Below are 18,422 nucleotides of genomic sequence, written 5' to 3'. Positions count from 1 at the left end.
AATTACTTCCTAAGTTTTTATTAGTATTAGTATACCATTTTTTAAAACTAGAGTAAAAAAGCAAGGGTAGTTTCTTTTTTGAGAATTGTCTAAAAGTTTGTTATAATGGTAATCATGAATAGAATAAGAGTCAGTAAAAGGATTGAAAAAAAGCTTGCCAAAGGGCTAGTTTTGCTAGAAGCCAGCGATCTTGAGAATGTTAATCTTAAGGATCAGGAAGTAGAAGTCCATAGTCAAGATGGAAAATTTCTTGGGACTGCCTACCTTTCTCAGCAAAACAAGGGCTTGGGCTGGTTTGTTAGCACAGACAAGGTGACCTTCAATCAAGCTTTCTTTGAAATGCTGTTTAGACAAGTTAAAGAAAAGAGAAGCGCCTACTATCAAGATGATTTGACAACTGCCTTTCGTCTCTTCAACCAGGAGGGAGATGGCTTTGGCGGTCTGACAGTGGACCTTTATGGCGACTATGCTGTATTTTCTTGGTATAACTCTTATGTTTATCAGATTCGTCAGATCATCTCAGAAGCCTTTAGACAGGTTTTTCCTGAGGTTTTAGGGGCTTATGAGAAGATCCGCTTTAAGGGTTTGGACTATGAATCTGCTCATGTTTATGGTCAAGAAGCACCTGACTTTTTCACTGTTCTGGAAAATGGTGTCCTGTATCAAGTCTTTATGAACGATGGCTTGATGACAGGGATTTTCCTAGACCAGCATGAAGTTCGTGGTAGTCTGGTTGATGGATTGGCTATGGGCAAATCCTTGCTCAATATGTTTTCTTATACAGCAGCTTTTTCAGTAGCTGCGGCCATGGGAGGAGCAAGCCAGACAACTTCGGTTGACCTAGCCAAGCGTTCACGAGAATTGTCTCAAGCGCATTTTCAGGCAAATGGGCTCAGCACAGATGCCCATCGTTTTATAGTCATGGACGTCTTTGAGTATTTCAAGTATGCCAAACGAAAAGGCTTGACTTACGATGTGATTGTTCTAGATCCGCCTAGCTTTGCTCGGAACAAAAAACAGACTTTCTCTGTGGCTAAGGATTATCACAAGTTGATTTCCCAGAGTCTTGAGATTTTAAATCCGGGAGGGATTATCATTGCCAGTACCAATGCTGCCAATGTTTCCCGCCAGAAATTTACAGAACAAATTGATAAAGGCTTTGCAGGAAGAAGTTACCAGATTTTAAATAAATACGGTCTTCCAGCAGATTTCGCCTATAATAAAAAAGATGAAAGTAGTAATTACCTCAAGGTGATTAGTATGAAGGTTAGTAAATGAAATTAATAGTTTCAGTAATGCCAAGAAGTTTAGAGGAGGCCCAGGCTCTGGATGCTACGAGGTATCAGGATGCTGATATCATTGAATGGCGTGCCGACTATCTGCCTAAAGAAGCGATTTTGCAGGTGGCTCCAGCTATTTTTGAAAAATTCGCAGGTCGTGAGTTGGTTTTCACTCTGCGAACTCGCGCTGAAGGGGGAGAAATTGATCTTTCTCCGGAAGAATATATCCATCTAATCAAGGAAGTGGCGCAACTCTATCAACCAGACTATATTGATTTTGAGTACTATAGCTACAAGGATGTCTTTGAGGAAATGCTGGACTTCCCAAATCTCGTTTTAAGTTACCACAATTTCCAAGAAACACCTGAAAATATGATGGAAATCTTGTCAGAGTTGACGAGCCTAAATCCAAAACTGGTCAAGGTTGCGGTGATGGCTCACACGGAGCAAGATGTTTTAGACTTGATGAACTATACACGAGGTTTTAAAACCCTTAATCCTGAACAGGAATATGTGACTATTTCTATGGGCAAGGTGGGCAAGGTCTCTCGTATCACTGCAGATGTGACTGGTTCAAGCTGGTCCTTTGCTAGTCTAGATGAGGCAAGTGCCCCAGGTCAAATTTCCTTAGCTAACATGAAAAAAATTCGGGAGATTTTGGATGAAGCTTGATGGCTATACACGTTTAGCTGCAGTTGTTGCCAATCCTATTAAGCATTCTATCTCTCCCTTCATCCACAATAGGGCCTTTGAGGCTACAGCTACCAATGGTGTTTATGTGGCTTGGGAGATTGAAGCGAGTGACTTGGCAGAAACAGTGGCCAATATTCGCCGCTACCAGATGTTTGGTATCAACCTGTCCATGCCCTATAAGGAGCAAGTGATTTCCTATTTGGATGAGTTGAGTGACGAAGCGCGCTTGATCGGTGCGGTCAATACGGTTGTCAATGATAATGGAACTTTAATTGGATATAATACAGATGGCAAGGGATTTTTTAAGAGCTTGCCTTCTTTTACAATTACAGGTAAAAAGATGACCTTACTGGGTGCAGGTGGTGCGGCTAAATCAATCTTGGCGCAGGCTATTTTGGATGGCGTCAGTCAGATTTCAGTCTTTGTTCGTTCAGTTTCTATGGAAAAAACAAGACCTTATCTAGACAAGTTACAGGAGCAAACAGGTTTTAAAGTGGACTTGTATGCTTTAGAAGATGTTTCTGAACTGCAAGCAAGGATTGCTGAGTCGGATTTACTTGTCAATGCGACCAGTGTAGGGATGGATGGTAAATCATCCCCAGTTCCTGAAAGCATTAATTTGCCAGAAACTCTCTTGGTCGCAGATATCATTTACCAACCCTTTGAGACGCCATTTTTGAAATGGGCTAGGAGGCAGGGCAATCCAGCTGTCAATGGTCTGGGAATGTTGCTCTATCAAGCTGCAGAAGCCTTTCAACTGTGGACAGGAAAGGAAATGCCAACAGAAGAGATTTGGCAGTCTTTAACAGAAAAATACCAATAAAGAAAAGGAGACTCTCCTATGAAAATCAGAATCGATATTCCTCATCATCCTTATGATATTCAGATTGAAAAAGGCTGTTTGGCTCAGACTGGTCAATGGTTGCGAGAACTCTGGCAACCTCAAAAAGTGATCATTGTAACAGACAACCATGTAGCTTCTCTTTATGCAGAGAAGGTCAAGCTCAGCCTAGAAGATGCTGGTTTTCAGGTGGCGGTATTTGACTTTTTAGAGGGTGAGGAAAGAAAGAATTTAACCACTGTCCAGAAAGTCTATGAATTTCTAGTTAAGCAAGGTCTGACTCGTAGCGATGGAATCGTGGCTCTTGGTGGCGGTGTCGTTGGAGACCTGGCTGGTTTTGTAGCCTCTACCTATATGCGGGGCATTCACTTTGTTCAGATCCCGACCAGCTTGACAGCCCAGGTGGATTCTTCTATCGGTGGAAAGACAGGCGTCAATACTCCATTTGCTAAGAATATGGTGGGGACCTTTGCCCAACCAGATGGGGTTCTGATTGACCCGCTTGTCCTTGAAACACTCGGAAAAAGAGAGTTGATTGAAGGGATGGGTGAGGTTATCAAGTACGGCTTGATTGAGGCCCCAGAACTGTGGGCTCTCTTGACGGAGCTAGATGGTTCTGTAGAGAGCATTTTGGAGTATGCAGAGACCTTGATTGAACATTCTTGTCAGGTTAAGCGTAAGATGGTAGTTGAGGATGAGTTGGATAACGGTGTTCGCCTTTACCTCAACTTTGGCCATACTATTGGCCATGCTATTGAAGCGACTGCCGGTTATGGCAAGGTCATGCATGGTGAAGCTGTGGCTATGGGAATGGTGCAGATATCCAAGGTTGCTGAGGAAAAAGGCCTTATGCCAGCTGGGATTACCCAGTCTATCACAGAGATGTGTCAGAAATTTGGGCTACCTGTTGACTATGAAAACTGGGATGTTGATAAGCTTTATCAGGCTTTGACTCATGATAAGAAGGCGCGTGGCAATACCTTGAAATTGGTCTTGGTACCAGAGCTCGGTTCAGCGACCATTCACCCAGTTTCTCTGGAAGAGATGAAAGACTACTTGGTAAAATAAGGAGAGTGTATGAGATATTTAACTGCAGGAGAATCACACGGCCCGCGTCTAACGGCTATCATTGAGGGAATTCCAGCTGGACTTCCTTTGACAGCTGAGGATATTAATGGAGACCTTAAACGCCGTCAGGGTGGCTACGGTCGTGGTGGTCGTATGAAGATTGAGAGTGACCAGGTTGTCTTTACATCGGGCGTTCGCCATGGGAAAACGACAGGGGCTCCTATTACCATGGATGTCATCAATAAGGACCACCAGAAATGGCTGGATATCATGTCTGCGGAGGACATTGAAGACCGCCTTAAAAGCAAACGAAAAATCACCCATCCACGTCCAGGTCATGCCGATTTGGTTGGGGGTATCAAGTACCGTTTTGATGATTTGCGAAATTCCTTGGAACGTTCATCAGCTCGTGAAACCACCATGCGGGTGGCAGTTGGGGCAGTAGCTAAACGACTCTTGGCTGAATTGGATATGGAGATTGCCAGCCATGTTGTGGTCTTTGGTGGCAAGGAAATCGATGTACCTGAAAATCTGACAGTAGCTGAAATAAAGCAACGAGCTGCCCAGTCTGAAGTTTCTATTGTCAACCAAGAAAGAGAACAGGAGATCAAGGATTATATTGACCAAATCAAACGTGACGGTGATACCATCGGTGGAGTTGTCGAGACAGTCGTTGGAGGCGTACCAGTAGGACTTGGTTCCTATGTTCAATGGGACAGAAAATTGGATGCGCGATTGGCCCAAGCTGTCGTCTCTATCAATGCCTTTAAAGGAGTGGAATTTGGCCTCGGCTTTGAAGCTGGTTACCGCAAAGGCAGCCAAGTTATGGACGAAATTCTCTGGTCTAAAGAAGACGGTTATACTCGCCGTACCAATAATCTAGGTGGTTTCGAAGGTGGTATGACCAATGGGCAACCGATTGTTGTTCGTGGAGTTATGAAACCTATTCCTACTCTTTATAAGCCTCTTATGAGTGTGGATATCGAAACCCACGAACCTTACAAGGCAACTGTGGAGAGAAGTGATCCGACCGCTCTTCCAGCAGCAGGAGTAGTCATGGAAGCTGTTGTAGCAACGGTTCTGGCGCAAGAAATCCTTGAAAAATTCTCATCAGACAATCTAGAGGAATTAAAAGAAGCAGTGGCCAAACACCGAGACTATACAAAGAACTATTAAGGAGTTCCTATGGCAAAAACAGTCTATATCGCGGGCCTTGGATTGATTGGTGCCTCTATGGCCCTTGGTATCAAACGCGATCATCCAGATTACGAAATTTTGGGTTATAATCGTAGCCAAGCTTCGAGAGATATCGCCTTGAAGGAAGGCATGATTGACCGTGCAACAGATGATTTTACCAGTTTTGCTCCTTTGGCAGATATCATTATTCTCAGTTTGCCAATCAAACAAACCATTTCCTTTATTAAGGAGTTGGCTAATATAGATTTAAAAGAAGGCGTCATTATTTCAGATGCCGGTTCGACCAAGTCAGCTATTGTGGATGCGGCGGAGCAGTATTTGGCTGGTAAGCCTGTTCGCTTTGTCGGGGCCCATCCCATGGCTGGTAGTCACAAGACTGGGGCTGCCTCTGCAGATGTCAATCTCTTTGAAAATGCCTATTATATCTTCACACCTTCGAGCCTGACAAGTCCTGACACACTTGAGGAAATGAAGAATCTGCTTTCAGGTCTTCATGCTCGTTTTATCGAGATTGATGCTAAGGAGCATGATCGTGTGACTGCTCAGATTAGCCATTTTCCACATATTCTGGCTTCCAGTCTCATGGAGCAGACTGCGGTCTATGCTCAAGAACATGAGATGGCAAGACGCTTTGCGGCCGGTGGTTTTCGAGATATGACCCGAATTGCGGAAAGCGAACCAGGTATGTGGACTTCTATCCTCTTGTCCAATCGTGAGACCATTCTAGAGCGAATTGAGGATTTCAAGGACCGTTTGGAAGCGATTGGGCAGGCTATCAATAAGGGAGATGAGGAGCAGATTTGGAACTTTTTCAATCAGGCACGTGAGCAACGTCAGGCCATGGAAATTCATAAGCGTGGCGGTGTGGATAGTTCTTATGACCTCTATGTTGATGTTCCCGATGAAGAAGATGTCATCTTGCGAATTTTGGAACTGCTACGTGGAACTTCCTTGGTTAACATCCATATCAACGAAGAAAACCGTGAGGATATTCACGGGATTCTACAAATTTCATTTAAAAACGCTCAAGATTTAGAACGAGCCGAGCACCTCATAACAGAAAACACCGATTACACAGTCGTTGTCAAATAAGGAGAAAATCATGTCAAATATTTACGATAGTGCAAATGAACTAAGTCGCGGTCTACGCGAATTACCAGAATATAAGGCTGTCAAAGCAGCTAAAGATGCGATTGCAGCAGATGTTGAGGCAAGCAAAATCTTTACAGAATATGTTTCCTTCCAAGAGGAAATTCAAAGACTAGCACAGACAGGTCAAATACCTGATGCTTCCTTCCAAGCTAAAATGGAAGGCTTTGGCAAGCAGATTCAAGGGAACAGCCTCTTGTCAGAATTCTTTACCAAGCAACAACAATTGGCCATTTACCTTTCTGACATTGAAAAAATTGTTTTCGAACCAGTTTCAGAATTGCTAAAATAAGAAAATAACTATCATAAAGTCAGGAATTTTTAAGGAATTTCTGGCTTTTTATGATAAAATAAGTAAAAGTATTGCAAGTATGAGGTCCAGTATGAAACTAAAAACAAACATTCGCCATTTACACGGCAGTATCCGCGTTCCAGGTGATAAGTCTATCAGCCACCGTTCCATTATTTTTGGAAGTTTGGCCGAGGGTGAGACTAAGGTTTATGATATTTTGCGGGGTGAAGATGTCCTTTCTACCATGCAGGTTTTTCGTGACCTTGGTGTTGAGATTGAGGACAAAGATGGGAGTATTACCATTCAAGGTGTAGGCATGGATGGCTTAAAAGCTCCGCAAAATGCCCTGGACATGGGAAATTCTGGAACCTCGATTCGCCTGATTTCAGGTGTCCTTGCTGGCGCAGACTTCGAAGTAGAAATGTTCGGAGACGATAGTCTTTCCAAACGTCCTATGGACCGTGTGACTATTCCATTGAAAAAAATGGGCGTCAGCATTTCAGGTCAAACTGAGCGAGACCTGCCTCCCCTTCACTTAAAAGGAACGAAAAATCTTACACCTATTCAGTATGAGTTGCCAATTGCCTCTGCTCAAGTCAAGTCCGCCTTGATCTTTGCTGCCTTGCAGGCTCAGGGGGAGTCAGTGATTATCGAAAAAGAGTGCACCCGTAACCATACTGAAGATATGTTGCAACAATTTGGTGGTCATTTAAGTATGGACGGCAAGAAAATCACAGTCCAAGGACCACAAAAATTGATAGGACAAAAGGTGGTTGTTCCAGGAGATATTTCCAGTGCAGCTTTTTGGTTGGTCGCAGGTTTGATTGTTCCAAACTCTCGTGTCGTATTGCAGAATGTTGGTATTAACGAAACGCGTACAGGTATCATCGATGTCATTCGCGCTATGGGTGGAAAATTAGAAGTTACTGAAATTGACCCAGTCGCTAAATCTGCTACTTTGACTGTTGAGTCTTCTGACTTGCAAGGAACAGAGATTGGTGGCGCTTTGATTCCACGCTTGATTGATGAATTGCCTATTATTGCCCTGCTTGCGACTCAAGCCCAAGGTGTAACAGTTATCAAGGATGCTGAGGAACTCAAGGTCAAGGAAACAGATCGCATTCAGGTGGTGGCAGACGCCTTGAATAGTATGGGAGCAGATATCACACCTACAGCAGATGGAATGATTATCAAAGGCAAATCAGCCCTTCACGGTGCTAGGGTCAATACTTTTGGAGACCACCGTATCGGTATGATGACAGCCATCGCAGCCCTCTTAGTTGCAGATGGAGAGGTGGAGCTTGACCGTTCAGAAGCTATCAATACCAGCTATCCTAGCTTCTTTGATGATTTGGAGAGCTTGATTCATGGCTAAGGTGTTACTAGGCTTTATGGGAGTTGGAAAATCGACTATTGCAAGAGGCTTGGACCCTAATTACCTTGATATGGATGCTCTAATCGAGAAGCGCTTAGGTATGTCCATTGCCAATTTTTTCGCTGAAAAGGGAGAAGAGGCCTTTCGTCAGATAGAGTCAGAAGTCCTAGCTGAGTTACTACAAAGAGACCAAGTTGTGTCAACTGGCGGAGGAGTAGTCATTTCTCAGCGAAATCGTGACTTACTAAAGACGAATCCTGATAACATCTATCTGAAAGCAGATTTTGATACCCTTTACCAACGCATATCAACTGATAAGGACAATCAGCGCCCGCTTTTTCTAAATAATAGTAAAGAAAAACTAGCAGCTATTTTCCAGGAAAGACAGGCTTGGTATGAGGAAGTGGCTAGTCGGATTTTGGATGTGACCAAGCTAAGCCCAGAGGAAATTATAGAGGAACTGAGATGAAAATTGCTTATCTAGGTCCCAAGGGATCATTTTCACATCACGTTGTGCAGACAGCTTTTCCTCATGAGGAATTGCAGGCCTTTGCCAATATTACAGATGTCATCAAGGCCTATGAGCAAGGCTTGGTGGACTATTCTGTGGTGCCAGTTGAAAATTCTATCGAGGGTAGTGTTCATGAAACCTTGGACTACCTTTTTCATCAGGCTCACATTCAAGCAGTGGCAGAAATCGTTCAGCCTATTCATCAGCAGTTGATGGTGGTTCCAGGTCACACTAAGATTGAAAAGATTTTTTCACATCCACAGGCCTTGGCGCAAGGAAAGAAATTTATCGATGAACAGTATCCAGATGCTCAAATCGAGGTGACTGCTAGTACAGCCTATGCGGCCCGCTTTATTTCCGAACATCCAGACCAGCCCTTTGCAGCAATTGCACCTAGAAGTTCTGCTGAAGAATATGGCTTAGAACTGATTGCCGAGGATATTCAGGAAATGGAGGCCAATTTCACACGTTTCTGGGTTTTAGGAGCTGAAAAGCCTAGTATTCCCTTGCAAGCACAAACTGAGAAAATGAGTTTGGCCTTGACCTTACCTGACAACCTTCCAGGTGCACTTTATAAGGCCCTATCGACCTTTGCTTGGCGAGGAATTGACTTAACAAAAATTGAAAGTCGGCCACTCAAGACAGCACTGGGAGAATACTTTTTCATTATCGATGTGGACTACGCTGATAAGGACCTGGTCCACTTTGCCCAAAAAGAATTAGAAGCGATTGGAATCCAGTATAAAGTTCTGGGAGCTTATCCTATTTATCCAATATCAGACCATGGAAAGGAGAGAAGATGAGTAAAGAAAATCCCTTAAGTCACCATGAGCAGTTACGCTATGACTATCTACTTAAGAATATTCACTATCTCAATGAGCGAGAAAAAGAAGAGTTTGCTTACTTGCAAGATAAATTGAATGGGGAAAGTAGTGACGCCACCTCAGAAAGTCAAGAATTGACCGAGGATTATGGAAAGACAAGTGCTAACGCTTCAATTCCTCCTTATAATAGTCGTAGTCGTTCTGAGAGATACCAGAAGATCAATTCTCTTCCAAAGAAAAAAACTAAAAAGCGGAAGCTACGGTGGGGCCACATTTTCGCAGGTTTACTGGCTATCTTAGCTTGTGTAGCGCTTGGCATGATTTTTATGTTCCTAAAAGGTTATTCAAATGCTGATTCAACCAAAACTGCCAATGCTAAGGCCGCTCAAGTAGAAGTCTTTAATGGTCAGGATACCAGAGATGGTGTTAATATTTTGATCATGGGAACGGATGGGCGAATCGGTCAAAATAGTGCTGAGACGCGGACGGACTCTATTATGGTATTAAATGTCGGAGGTTCGGATAAGAAAATGAAGCTGGTCAGTTTCATGCGTGATAATTTGGTCTATATAGATGGTTATAGTCAAGTGATTAACGGTAGAAAACAGACAGATAACAAGTTAAACGTAGCCTACGAGTTAGGAGAACAAGAGGGGCAAAAAGGGGCAGAAATGGTTCGCCAAGTATTGAAAGATAATTTTGACTTGGACATTAAGTACTATGCCTTGGTTGATTTTCAAGCCTTTGCAACAGCGATTGATACGCTGTTCCCAGATGGAGTGATGATTGATGCTAAATTCTCAACCTTGGAAGGTCAACCGTTAACTGAAGCTACGGTGGGAGATGACTTACATGCTACGGAAACAGAGTCTCCGACCCAGACTATTAAAGTCGGGAAACAGCAGATGAATGGTTCGACTTTGCTTAATTATGCTCGTTTCCGTGATGATGATGAAGGCGATTATGGTCGTACCAAGAGACAGCAGCAAGTGCTGACAGCAGTTCTTCAGCAAATCAAGGATCCAACCAAGCTCTTTACAGGCTCAGAGGCACTTGGCAAGGTCTTCGGAATGACCTCAACGAATGTTCCTTATAGTTTCTTATTGACCAATGGTTTATCCTTCCTAAATGGAGCACAAAACGGCATTGAGAGATTAACAGTTCCAGAACTGGGTGATTGGGTAGATGCCTATGATGTCTATGGAGGCTTGGGGTTGCTGGTCGATCAAAATAAATATCAGAATAAATTGTCTCAGATGGGTTTGAGATAAGATAATACAGAAGAATCAAAGTTTGATAGCTATTTGGATAGTAGTCAGGCTTTGATTTTTTACAGTCTGCAATAGATTTTCAGTCCTAATTTGTGGTATAATGAAACGATACGATAGAAAGAATAATGAACAATATGACTGATTTAAAAGCAATTCAGGCTCGTAGTCTGGAGATGGCTGAATATTTTGTGGCTTTTTGTAAAGAACATGATTTGCTTTGCTATCTTTGTGGTGGAGGTGCTATTGGTGCCCTTCGAAACAAGTGTTTCATTCCTTGGGACGATGACCTAGACTTTTTTATGCCCCGTAAGGACTATGAAAAATTGGCAGAATTATGGCCTCGTTATGCAGATGAACGTTATTTCTTGTCAAAGAGTAACGCGGATTTTGTCGACCGCAATCTTTTTATTACCATTCGTGACAAGGAAACGACCTGTATCAAACCTTATCAGCAGGATTTGGATTTGCCACATGGTTTGGCCTTGGATGTCTTGCCTTTGGATTATTATCCGAAAAATCCAGCTGAGCGGAAGAAACAGGTTCGCTGGGCCCTGATTTATTCACTTTTTTGTGCACAAACTATTCCAGAAAAGCATGGTGCTCTTATGAAATGGGGAAGTCGCATCTTACTGGGCATGACGCCAAAATCTCTCCGTTATCGCATTTGGAAAAAATCTGAGAAAGAAATGACCAAATATAGTCTAGCTGAGAGCGATGGTATTACAGAATTATGCTCAGGTCCTGGCTACATGAGAAACAAGTACCCAATCGCATCCTTTGAAGATAATCTCTTCTTGCCATTTGAAGGTACAGAGATGCCTATTCCAGTTGGCTATGATGCTTATCTCAGCACTGCTTTTGGTGACTATATGACACCGCCACCAGTGGACAAGCAAGTACCGCATCATGATGCTATTATAGCAGACATGGATAAGTCTTATACAGAATACAAGGGAGAATACGGAGCATGATGGGAGAAAAAATAAGCGTTATCGTTCCGGTATACAATGTGGAAGCATATCTTGAGAAGTGTGTAGAATCCATTTTAAAACAGACTTATACCAATTTGGAAATTCTTCTTGTCAATGATGGCTCAACAGATAATAGTGGAGAACTGTGTGATCAACTAGCACAAAGAGATCAACGGATTCGTGTCATTCATAAGGAAAATGGTGGCTTGTCTGACGCTCGAAATAGAGGGATTGAAGAAGCAAGTTCTGATTTGATCGGTTTTATCGATAGTGATGATTACATTGATGAAGATATGTATGAGACCCTTTACCATCAAATGCTAGAATCCAATGCTGATCTTTCTATGTGTGGACATTATGATGTTTATCACCAAATTCCGGAAAAGCAGGTTGCAATGATTCAGACCTGGGAATTAACACCCCAAGAAGCCATTAAGATGGTCATGGAAGCTAAAATCCTCTCCGTCACAGCTGTTAATAAACTGTACAAAAAAGCACTCTTTGAACAGCTACGATTTGAAATTGGCAAAATAGCAGAGGATGCCTTTATCATGATTGCCTTGATTCATCAATGTCGCAAAGTTGTTGCAACAAACGAGAAGAAATACTACTATGTTCACCGTGAGAATAGTATTACGACTCAAAAATTCTCCTTGAAATTTTTAAATGTTATTGAAGCTTATGAACAAAATGCGAAGATTATCAAAGAGAATTATCTTGATCTAGTAGATACTGCAACTATGCGTTTAAATTGGGCTTACTTCTATGTATTGGATAGGCTCTTGGTCGATGCGGATTTTAAGGATAGGGTATTAGAAGACCGTTTGATTGCATATCTAAAGAAAAACACAAAGAACATTCTTTCAGATAGTCGTTTTACAAGAGCAAGAAAATTGAGCTTTTTAGCATTGTGTCTGAGTCGAAAATTGTATACGAAAATCTTGCTTGAACAAACTAAGCGTTAGGAGAAAAAATGATTTCATTTATTGAAAAAAACTATTTTAAGATTAATTTATTATTTTTATCAGTTATATCTTTTTATTGTATGGCTGGCTTGATTGTTCCGCTTCAATCTATTTCAGCCAATAAATTTGTTACTCTTGGCATGACCCTTATGGGAGTTTTGTTGGGACTTTATAATTTTTTTATAAAAAAAGCTTATCTGACAGTCAGAAAAATTGAGTATTTAATACTCTTTTTTCTAATGAATATTCTAACAGCTGCGCTAGTTGTCAAGTATGGTTTTTCAACAAATATAAAAAATTTAGTAGTCTTCTTCATTTATTTTTTTGCAGTTTATCCAGTCTTTCAGTCTTTCACAGAGAAAAAAGCGCGTGCTATTTTTGATGTGTTTTTCTCAATTATAACTGTTGCAAATACTATAGGTGTACTTGTATCGCTTGGTCAATTTTTAATGTTACAAGGTTACCGTGTATATGATTATAAAGGACTTTTAATCCGACAGGGGTTTGTAGAATCCCGTTTGTTCGGGATCTTGGCAAGTCCCAACTACCTCTCTATTATTTCTTTGATGGTGATTATTTACTTATGGATGCGCCTGTCTCTTTATAATAAAATCATTAAAATATTAGCCATTTCATCTATTGTGCTTAATTTCGCTTATATTGTTTTATCTGGTTCAAGAACAACCTATATCTGTTTAGTAGTAGTTGCTTCGCTTTATAGTTTGATGACTGCTAACTGGACAAAAAAAGGGAAATCTATTTTGACAGTAGTTCTGACAGTAGGTTTAGTATTTGTTAGCTATAATGGTATTAAGTATAGTAGTGATATTTACTTGAAAGCTAATTCTGCTGAGATTAAAAAGAATTTAGCTAATGTTCAAAAAGGGGACAAGAATTTTTCTCTTGAAAGAACAGACACCAGTGAAGAAAATATCTCTAATAACCGTTTTGCTATTTGGCAGTCTACAGCTTCTTTTATCCCTAAACGTCCACTGTTTGGATATTCAGGTGGGAACTGGTATGAGTTAGGGAAAGAGTATGATGCTTCTGCTTATATAATCAAACAGCATTATCTTACTCATAATGGATATCTAGAATTACTCTTTTATGATGGTTTAACTGGTTTAATTCCGATGGCCATCTTTATGCTTTCTTTTATCATTTCCAGTCTCAAGAAATATAAGAAAGATATTCAAGAAGGACGTCGCAACCATGAATTGATTACCATTCTATTGATGACAGTGGTTATTCTCATCTCTAACTTGTTCTTGAGTTCAACCTTCTATGGAATTTCACTACAAGGTTGTATCTTGTTTGTGATTTCAGGTTACTATTTCTCTGTTCTCTATAAAAAAAGAGATGGCTACAGAAAGCTCGACGAAGCAGAGATCAAAGAAGTTGAACTAGGTGTCATGGATTATATCCACAATCTCTGCCAAAAAGAGAATATCAACTATTCACTAGCTTATGGAACCTTGCTGGGAGCAGTGAGACACAAAGGCTACATTCCTTGGGATGACGATATCGATATCTCTCTAAAACGATATGAATATGACAAATTGTATCAAGCTATTTTGCGAGATAATGACCCTGTCTACAAAGTGGTTTCTTGGGAAAATGACGCACGTTATCCTTACCCATTTTATCGAGTTTATGACGCGCGAACAGTCTACGACAACAACTATATCGAAAATGATATTGATTTAGGGATTTGTGTGGATGTTTTCCCATTTGACTATTATGCTGATGTTAACAAAGATATGTTAAAACTAGATACTTACCGTCGTTTATCAGTCTATACCCTTTATGGAATCCATAATAAGAATGCGAAACTCAAGAATATTGTCAGATATCTACTTGTCCTTGTATTCCGTCTAACTCGTGTCAAAACTTGGAACCAAAAGATGAACAATCTATCTATGAAAGAAAAAGATGGAGACTTCATTGACTACCTCATGGAGAACAAAAGAGTTTCTACGAAGTTTGATAAGTCCTTCTTGGATACTACGATTGACAGTCCATTTGAAGATAGAGTTTACAAAATTCCTGAGGCTTATCAGCAAATTCTTTCTGCCATCTACGGGGATGACTTTATGGAAATTCCTCCTCTGGAAAAACGAGTGAAGCACGACGACTTCCAGGCATACATAAAGGAGGGATAGGACGTGTTACAATGGTTAAAAAGAAGTTTAGCCAGTCTTTTAGGAGATAAGAAAGATCTGGTTAAAAATCTACCTATTATCAAAAGCTTAAATCAAAAAGCAAATATTGACTTGGATTCAAAGAGAAGCAATTTGCTCAAAGAAAACTTTGAAGATATTCTAAAGGCCATCTATCAATCCAATCTAAAATCTTATGATATCTGGTTAGATTTTGGGACTTTACTTGGTTTCTACAGAGAAAATGATTTGATCCCGCATGATTTAGATATGGATTTTGGGATTATTATCCCAGACTATGAAGCCTTTTTAAGGGATGAGAAAGTTCTTTTTGAGAAAGGCTTTGTTAGAACTAAAGAGTTCTATTACAATGATAAGCTTGTAGAGTTGTCCTATAGTTATAAGGGACTCAATGTTGACTTTATTGTCTATGATAAAAAAGAGGATATTATCTCCTCAGATACTATTTTCTACATGACAAATGCCTTGGGAAATCCAACAAGATATGAAGTCTACCACTATGAATTGCCCTTTACAGAATTAACTGAATACAGTTTTAAAGAGATTCTAGTAAAAGTTCCAGAAAATACAAGAGAATACATCAGTTACTTGTATGAGGAGGATTTTGAAATCCCTAATACCCATTATAACTGGAAAGAAAATCCAATTTACAAACAAAGAGATGCTAAATTGGCAAAAGTCCTTTTGACTAAATCCCTTGGACACTAAAATAAATAAAAGAAACGAGCTAGATCAAATCCAGTTCGTTTCTTTTATCTTTAATTATTTTTTAATGACTCTACCATTATATTTTTTCTTAAGTTTCAAAAAAATCAAAGCTACAGCCAGTGTAAATATAATAAATAGATAGTTTCTATAATCTGTAAGACTAACTCTTCCAGAACGATTCAGATGAAAAATACCAATCCATTTATTTTTACTAAGGGTTCCATCATTTTCAAAATGATAACGATTCATCCACTCATCTTTAGCTGCTTTGCCATTTTCTTTAAAGTAATAGGTTTCTTTGGAGTTAATCTCTTTCCAAGTGTTAGTTAACATACCTGTATTTTTTTCAATATAGTATAGATTATTTCCATCATCAACTAACCCTGTTTGAAGTTCTCCGTTTTGATTAAAATAAAACCAGTTTTTATCTATATATTTCCAACCAACTGCGACTGTACCAGAATCAAAGAAATAATACCAATTATCGTTGTGTTGTGTCCAACCATCTTCAGGAGCTTCATTTTTCCAATCTTTAAATTTTAGAATATCACCATCGTTATAAAATCCATAATGTGGGTATTTATCAGATACATCAGTAACATTTCCATTATTGAATTCAAGAGAAATTGCTGCTCTATCTAGTTGTCCGGCATTTATAATGCTGATATTTTTTTGTTTAAGATATTCAGCGTATTTTTCTTCTACTGGTCTAATCCCTGTTTTAATAATTTTCTTAGGATTAAGTTTGTCGACAAATTCTTTCGTATTAGATTTAGTTGTTTCTACGTGGTGATTAAATTTCATGACATCTACATGTCCAATCAAAGGCGCATATTTCTCTTCTAGATGTCTTTCAGTATTTTCTAAATCTCCTCCTAAGAAAATTTTTGTATTATTAATATTTACTATTGATAAAATTGAATTCAAATTATCGTCATATACTTTTTTTAATGAACCATCATTTTCGTATTCATTTTCATAATTTAATAAATCAATTTTAATATTTCCAAGTGTTAAGTGTGAATCTTCCTCAGATATATCTTGAATTATTGTAGTATTTGTTTCGATAGCAGCTTGTAGGGCTCGCTCATACCCATACAAATTATCCCAAAGACCGGTTTTATCTGTGAGGCGATCATCACTATATTTTTTAATATATATTTTTTGAGTAGGTATTGTTTTTAGAATGTCGTGAGCTCCGCCAATATGATCAGAATGTGCGTGCGTTATTATTATGAAATCAAAACTTTTGATTCCTAATTGTTCAATATGAGACAGCAATCTATCTTCGGTAATTGCTTTTGGATCTTTCTCAATTCCTGGTCTATCGGGGTATCTAGGATTAGAACCGTCTGGATAAGAAAAATCATCTCCAGTATCTATCATTGCAAAATGCCCATTGCTTTCTAATATCATGGCATCGGACCAATCAGCAACGGTTATAATATGTAGTCTATCATTTGCTAAAATTGGTGTTATTAAAGTAGCAAGGAATATAAGGATCGATATATATATATATATGCATATGTTGGTTTTTTGATCATATTATCTCCTTATGAGTAGATTATAGTTTTTTAATTTCTTTTAATCTTAGCAAGAGCAAGATTGAGTGCATAGTGGAATGTTTTATCTTTTGTGATAAAAAGTATCAGGAGATAGTAGATTCCACAAGTTGCAACAGTCGAGAGAACCATGAGGATCATATTGAGATTGACTGTATAAGAGTTGATTTGGAAAAGGAATTTAAAGGCAAAATAGATCGGAATGAATCCGAGCGATACAATAGTATATCGTATTAAAGTAGTAAAGATTTCTTTTAGGTCAAGCAGATGATGTTTCTTGATAAAGAAAATTTCTAGTAGAACAACTATAGTTTCTGCAATAATAGTAGTAGCAATGTAATACTCTGGTGCAAAAATATTATTGAAATACAAGAGACTGTTGAGTAGGATATTGGCACCGCCACCAATAAAGTAAAAGGCTGTCAAACGATTTTCGTGGTCGTTGATGAAGATAATCTGCTTACCGAGAATCAACTCAATGGCCCAAATGATAGTCCGAAAGGCGAAGATACTAGTCAAAATACCAGCTTCAAGGTATTTTTCAGAAGAGTAGATGACAGTTGCGTAGTTCCCCAATACCATAATCCCAATACTGGTTGGAATGATGAGGAAGTAAAAGAGGGCAGCGCCTTGATTTAGAAGATTCTTATAAGACTCGTAGTCTTTCTTACCGAGATAGTAACCTAGACGTGGAATACTGACGTTGATAGCTCCACTCAAGACACTGGCAATCAACATGACGATGCTGGAAGCAATGGTATAATAAGAAATATAGTTTTCATCAGGCCCTTTGGTGATAAACATTCTATCAAGTAATGTGTAGAGCATATTGGCGTTTGCTAGGAGAAGCATAGTCAAGAGCGGTTTCGATGCTTTGACTAATTCGACAAGACCAATCTTAACAAAGGAAACTTCTCGCTTAATCCAGAGAAAACTGAGTAAATAGTTTAGAATCGTCGTTGCACTCATGATGATTGCATAAGGTACGATATCATTTGGAGTTTTTACAAAGGTGAAGATAGCGACCAACATAGCTATACGAATAACCAATGTTTTGTATAAGATGAAAGAATAGTTTTCATAAGCCTCGTTCATCCACTCGATATAAAGGAATTGGAAGAGAGCCTGGACACCAAGTATATAGTAGAGTTCTTTCAAATTTTCGATACTGTTATCCAGGTAAATAAATAGGAAATAGATACTTGTTGTTAGAACAGATGTAATAATGGAGATATAGAATAATTTAGAGAAAACATAGTTGATTTTATTCTTATCGTCTTTGACTTTACTGATAGCTCGAATCCCGTAGTTGTATATTCCAAAGGCAGCTAGTGGAATGACAAAGCTGGCCCAAGTATTAGCAGTATTGAAATAACCGTAGTTGGATTTGCTGAGAATCCGCGTCAGATAGGGATTAGTTATCAGCGGAAAAACGATATTGAGAACATTGACTAGCAAGCTAGCCAGTGCATTAACTTTTATATTTTTCATTGTACTTTCTTTCTTATATTGTAAAATGGTCTCTAGTATTATAT

The 18,422-nt window shown here is 39.5% G+C and carries 17 protein-coding genes; 15 read left to right on the top strand and 2 right to left on the bottom strand.

All coding sequences use genetic code 11. The annotated features are described in order from the left end of the window. The first annotated feature begins 114 nt into the window (after positions 1 to 114). From AXK38_06940 to AXK38_06870, 15 genes are all read left to right on the top strand, one after another. On the top strand, positions 115 to 1,278 hold the full coding sequence (locus tag AXK38_06940) for an SAM-dependent methyltransferase (protein ID AMH89657.1): 1,164 nt from the start codon (positions 115 to 117) through the stop codon (positions 1,276 to 1,278). Continuing rightward, the gene (aroD, locus tag AXK38_06935) at positions 1,275 to 1,952 is read left to right on the top strand and encodes a 3-dehydroquinate dehydratase (GenBank protein AMH88991.1); all 678 of its coding nucleotides are present in this window, start codon (positions 1,275 to 1,277) and stop codon (positions 1,950 to 1,952) included. The genes AXK38_06940 and aroD overlap by 4 nt, the downstream gene beginning before the upstream one ends. Then, positions 1,942 to 2,796 (top strand): shikimate dehydrogenase, encoded by an 855-nt coding sequence (locus AXK38_06930; protein AMH88990.1) that lies wholly within the window; start codon positions 1,942 to 1,944, stop codon positions 2,794 to 2,796. Before aroD ends, AXK38_06930 begins: the two co-directional genes overlap by 11 nt. A gap of 18 nt (positions 2,797 to 2,814) precedes the next feature. Beyond that, positions 2,815 to 3,882, top strand: coding sequence for a 3-dehydroquinate synthase (locus tag AXK38_06925; GenBank protein ID AMH88989.1), 1,068 nt, complete (start codon positions 2,815 to 2,817; stop codon positions 3,880 to 3,882). 9 nt (positions 3,883 to 3,891) lie between these two features. Beyond that, a complete protein-coding gene (locus AXK38_06920) occupies positions 3,892 to 5,058 on the top strand; it encodes a chorismate synthase (protein AMH88988.1) in 1,167 nt (388 codons plus the stop codon). Positions 5,059 to 5,067: 9 nt separating this feature from the next. After that, complete coding sequence (locus tag AXK38_06915; GenBank protein AMH88987.1) at positions 5,068 to 6,171, top strand: prephenate dehydrogenase; 1,104 nt, start codon at positions 5,068 to 5,070, stop codon at positions 6,169 to 6,171. A gap of 10 nt (positions 6,172 to 6,181) precedes the next feature. Next, complete coding sequence (locus AXK38_06910) at positions 6,182 to 6,520, top strand: hypothetical protein (GenBank protein ID AMH88986.1); 339 nt, start codon at positions 6,182 to 6,184, stop codon at positions 6,518 to 6,520. A gap of 91 nt (positions 6,521 to 6,611) precedes the next feature. Further along, complete coding sequence (locus tag AXK38_06905) at positions 6,612 to 7,895, top strand: 3-phosphoshikimate 1-carboxyvinyltransferase (GenBank protein AMH88985.1); 1,284 nt, start codon at positions 6,612 to 6,614, stop codon at positions 7,893 to 7,895. Then, complete coding sequence (locus tag AXK38_06900; GenBank protein ID AMH88984.1) at positions 7,888 to 8,364, top strand: shikimate kinase; 477 nt, start codon at positions 7,888 to 7,890, stop codon at positions 8,362 to 8,364. The genes AXK38_06905 and AXK38_06900 overlap by 8 nt, the downstream gene beginning before the upstream one ends. Then, positions 8,361 to 9,209 (top strand): prephenate dehydratase, encoded by an 849-nt coding sequence (locus AXK38_06895; GenBank protein ID AMH88983.1) that lies wholly within the window; start codon positions 8,361 to 8,363, stop codon positions 9,207 to 9,209. Before AXK38_06900 ends, AXK38_06895 begins: the two co-directional genes overlap by 4 nt. Next, on the top strand, positions 9,206 to 10,501 hold the full coding sequence (locus AXK38_06890; protein ID AMH88982.1) for a LytR family transcriptional regulator: 1,296 nt from the start codon (positions 9,206 to 9,208) through the stop codon (positions 10,499 to 10,501). Before AXK38_06895 ends, AXK38_06890 begins: the two co-directional genes overlap by 4 nt. Before the next feature lie 134 nt (positions 10,502 to 10,635). After that, positions 10,636 to 11,472: a 2-C-methyl-D-erythritol 4-phosphate cytidylyltransferase gene (locus AXK38_06885; protein AMH89655.1), complete on the top strand. Its 837-nt coding sequence runs from the start codon at positions 10,636 to 10,638 to the stop codon at positions 11,470 to 11,472. Continuing rightward, on the top strand, positions 11,472 to 12,437 hold the full coding sequence (locus AXK38_06880) for a glycosyl transferase family 2 (protein ID AMH89656.1): 966 nt from the start codon (positions 11,472 to 11,474) through the stop codon (positions 12,435 to 12,437). The genes AXK38_06885 and AXK38_06880 overlap by 1 nt, the downstream gene beginning before the upstream one ends. A gap of 8 nt (positions 12,438 to 12,445) precedes the next feature. Next, on the top strand, positions 12,446 to 14,599 hold the full coding sequence (locus AXK38_06875; GenBank protein AMH88981.1) for a lipopolysaccharide cholinephosphotransferase: 2,154 nt from the start codon (positions 12,446 to 12,448) through the stop codon (positions 14,597 to 14,599). A gap of 3 nt (positions 14,600 to 14,602) precedes the next feature. Then, the gene (locus tag AXK38_06870) at positions 14,603 to 15,325 is read left to right on the top strand and encodes a phosphate ABC transporter permease (protein ID AMH88980.1); all 723 of its coding nucleotides are present in this window, start codon (positions 14,603 to 14,605) and stop codon (positions 15,323 to 15,325) included. A gap of 54 nt (positions 15,326 to 15,379) precedes the next feature. On the opposite strand, the gene AXK38_06865 is transcribed toward AXK38_06870, so the two are convergent. Then, the gene (locus AXK38_06865; GenBank protein AMH88979.1) at positions 15,380 to 16,852 is read right to left on the bottom strand and encodes an MBL fold metallo-hydrolase; all 1,473 of its coding nucleotides are present in this window, start codon (positions 16,850 to 16,852) and stop codon (positions 15,380 to 15,382) included. Between the two features lie 47 nt (positions 16,853 to 16,899). Then, positions 16,900 to 18,378: a virulence factor MviN gene (locus AXK38_06860; GenBank protein AMH88978.1), complete on the bottom strand. Its 1,479-nt coding sequence runs from the start codon at positions 18,376 to 18,378 to the stop codon at positions 16,900 to 16,902. Positions 18,379 to 18,422: the final 44 nt, after the last annotated feature.

The organism is Streptococcus mitis, assembly GCA_001560895.1.
Classification (GTDB): Bacteria; Bacillota; Bacilli; order Lactobacillales; family Streptococcaceae; genus Streptococcus; species Streptococcus mitis_Q.
The sequence above is the reverse complement of the archived record's forward strand: the minus strand, read 5'-3'. Positions and strand labels throughout refer to the sequence as shown.

Coding starts and splice junctions, on each gene's coding strand:
- AXK38_06920 (AMH88988.1), top strand. CDS start 3,892: ATGAGATATTTAACTGCAGGAGAATCACACGGCCCGCGTCTAACGGCT.
- AXK38_06910 (AMH88986.1), top strand. CDS start 6,182: ATGTCAAATATTTACGATAGTGCAAATGAACTAAGTCGCGGTCTACGC.
- aroD (AMH88991.1), top strand. CDS start 1,275: ATGAAATTAATAGTTTCAGTAATGCCAAGAAGTTTAGAGGAGGCCCAG.
- AXK38_06905 (AMH88985.1), top strand. CDS start 6,612: ATGAAACTAAAAACAAACATTCGCCATTTACACGGCAGTATCCGCGTT.
- AXK38_06930 (AMH88990.1), top strand. CDS start 1,942: ATGAAGCTTGATGGCTATACACGTTTAGCTGCAGTTGTTGCCAATCCT.
- AXK38_06880 (AMH89656.1), top strand. CDS start 11,472: ATGGGAGAAAAAATAAGCGTTATCGTTCCGGTATACAATGTGGAAGCA.
- AXK38_06890 (AMH88982.1), top strand. CDS start 9,206: ATGAGTAAAGAAAATCCCTTAAGTCACCATGAGCAGTTACGCTATGAC.
- AXK38_06925 (AMH88989.1), top strand. CDS start 2,815: ATGAAAATCAGAATCGATATTCCTCATCATCCTTATGATATTCAGATT.
- AXK38_06895 (AMH88983.1), top strand. CDS start 8,361: ATGAAAATTGCTTATCTAGGTCCCAAGGGATCATTTTCACATCACGTT.
- AXK38_06900 (AMH88984.1), top strand. CDS start 7,888: ATGGCTAAGGTGTTACTAGGCTTTATGGGAGTTGGAAAATCGACTATT.
- AXK38_06860 (AMH88978.1), bottom strand. CDS start 18,378: ATGAAAAATATAAAAGTTAATGCACTGGCTAGCTTGCTAGTCAATGTT.
- AXK38_06915 (AMH88987.1), top strand. CDS start 5,068: ATGGCAAAAACAGTCTATATCGCGGGCCTTGGATTGATTGGTGCCTCT.
- AXK38_06875 (AMH88981.1), top strand. CDS start 12,446: ATGATTTCATTTATTGAAAAAAACTATTTTAAGATTAATTTATTATTT.
- AXK38_06940 (AMH89657.1), top strand. CDS start 115: ATGAATAGAATAAGAGTCAGTAAAAGGATTGAAAAAAAGCTTGCCAAA.
- AXK38_06885 (AMH89655.1), top strand. CDS start 10,636: ATGACTGATTTAAAAGCAATTCAGGCTCGTAGTCTGGAGATGGCTGAA.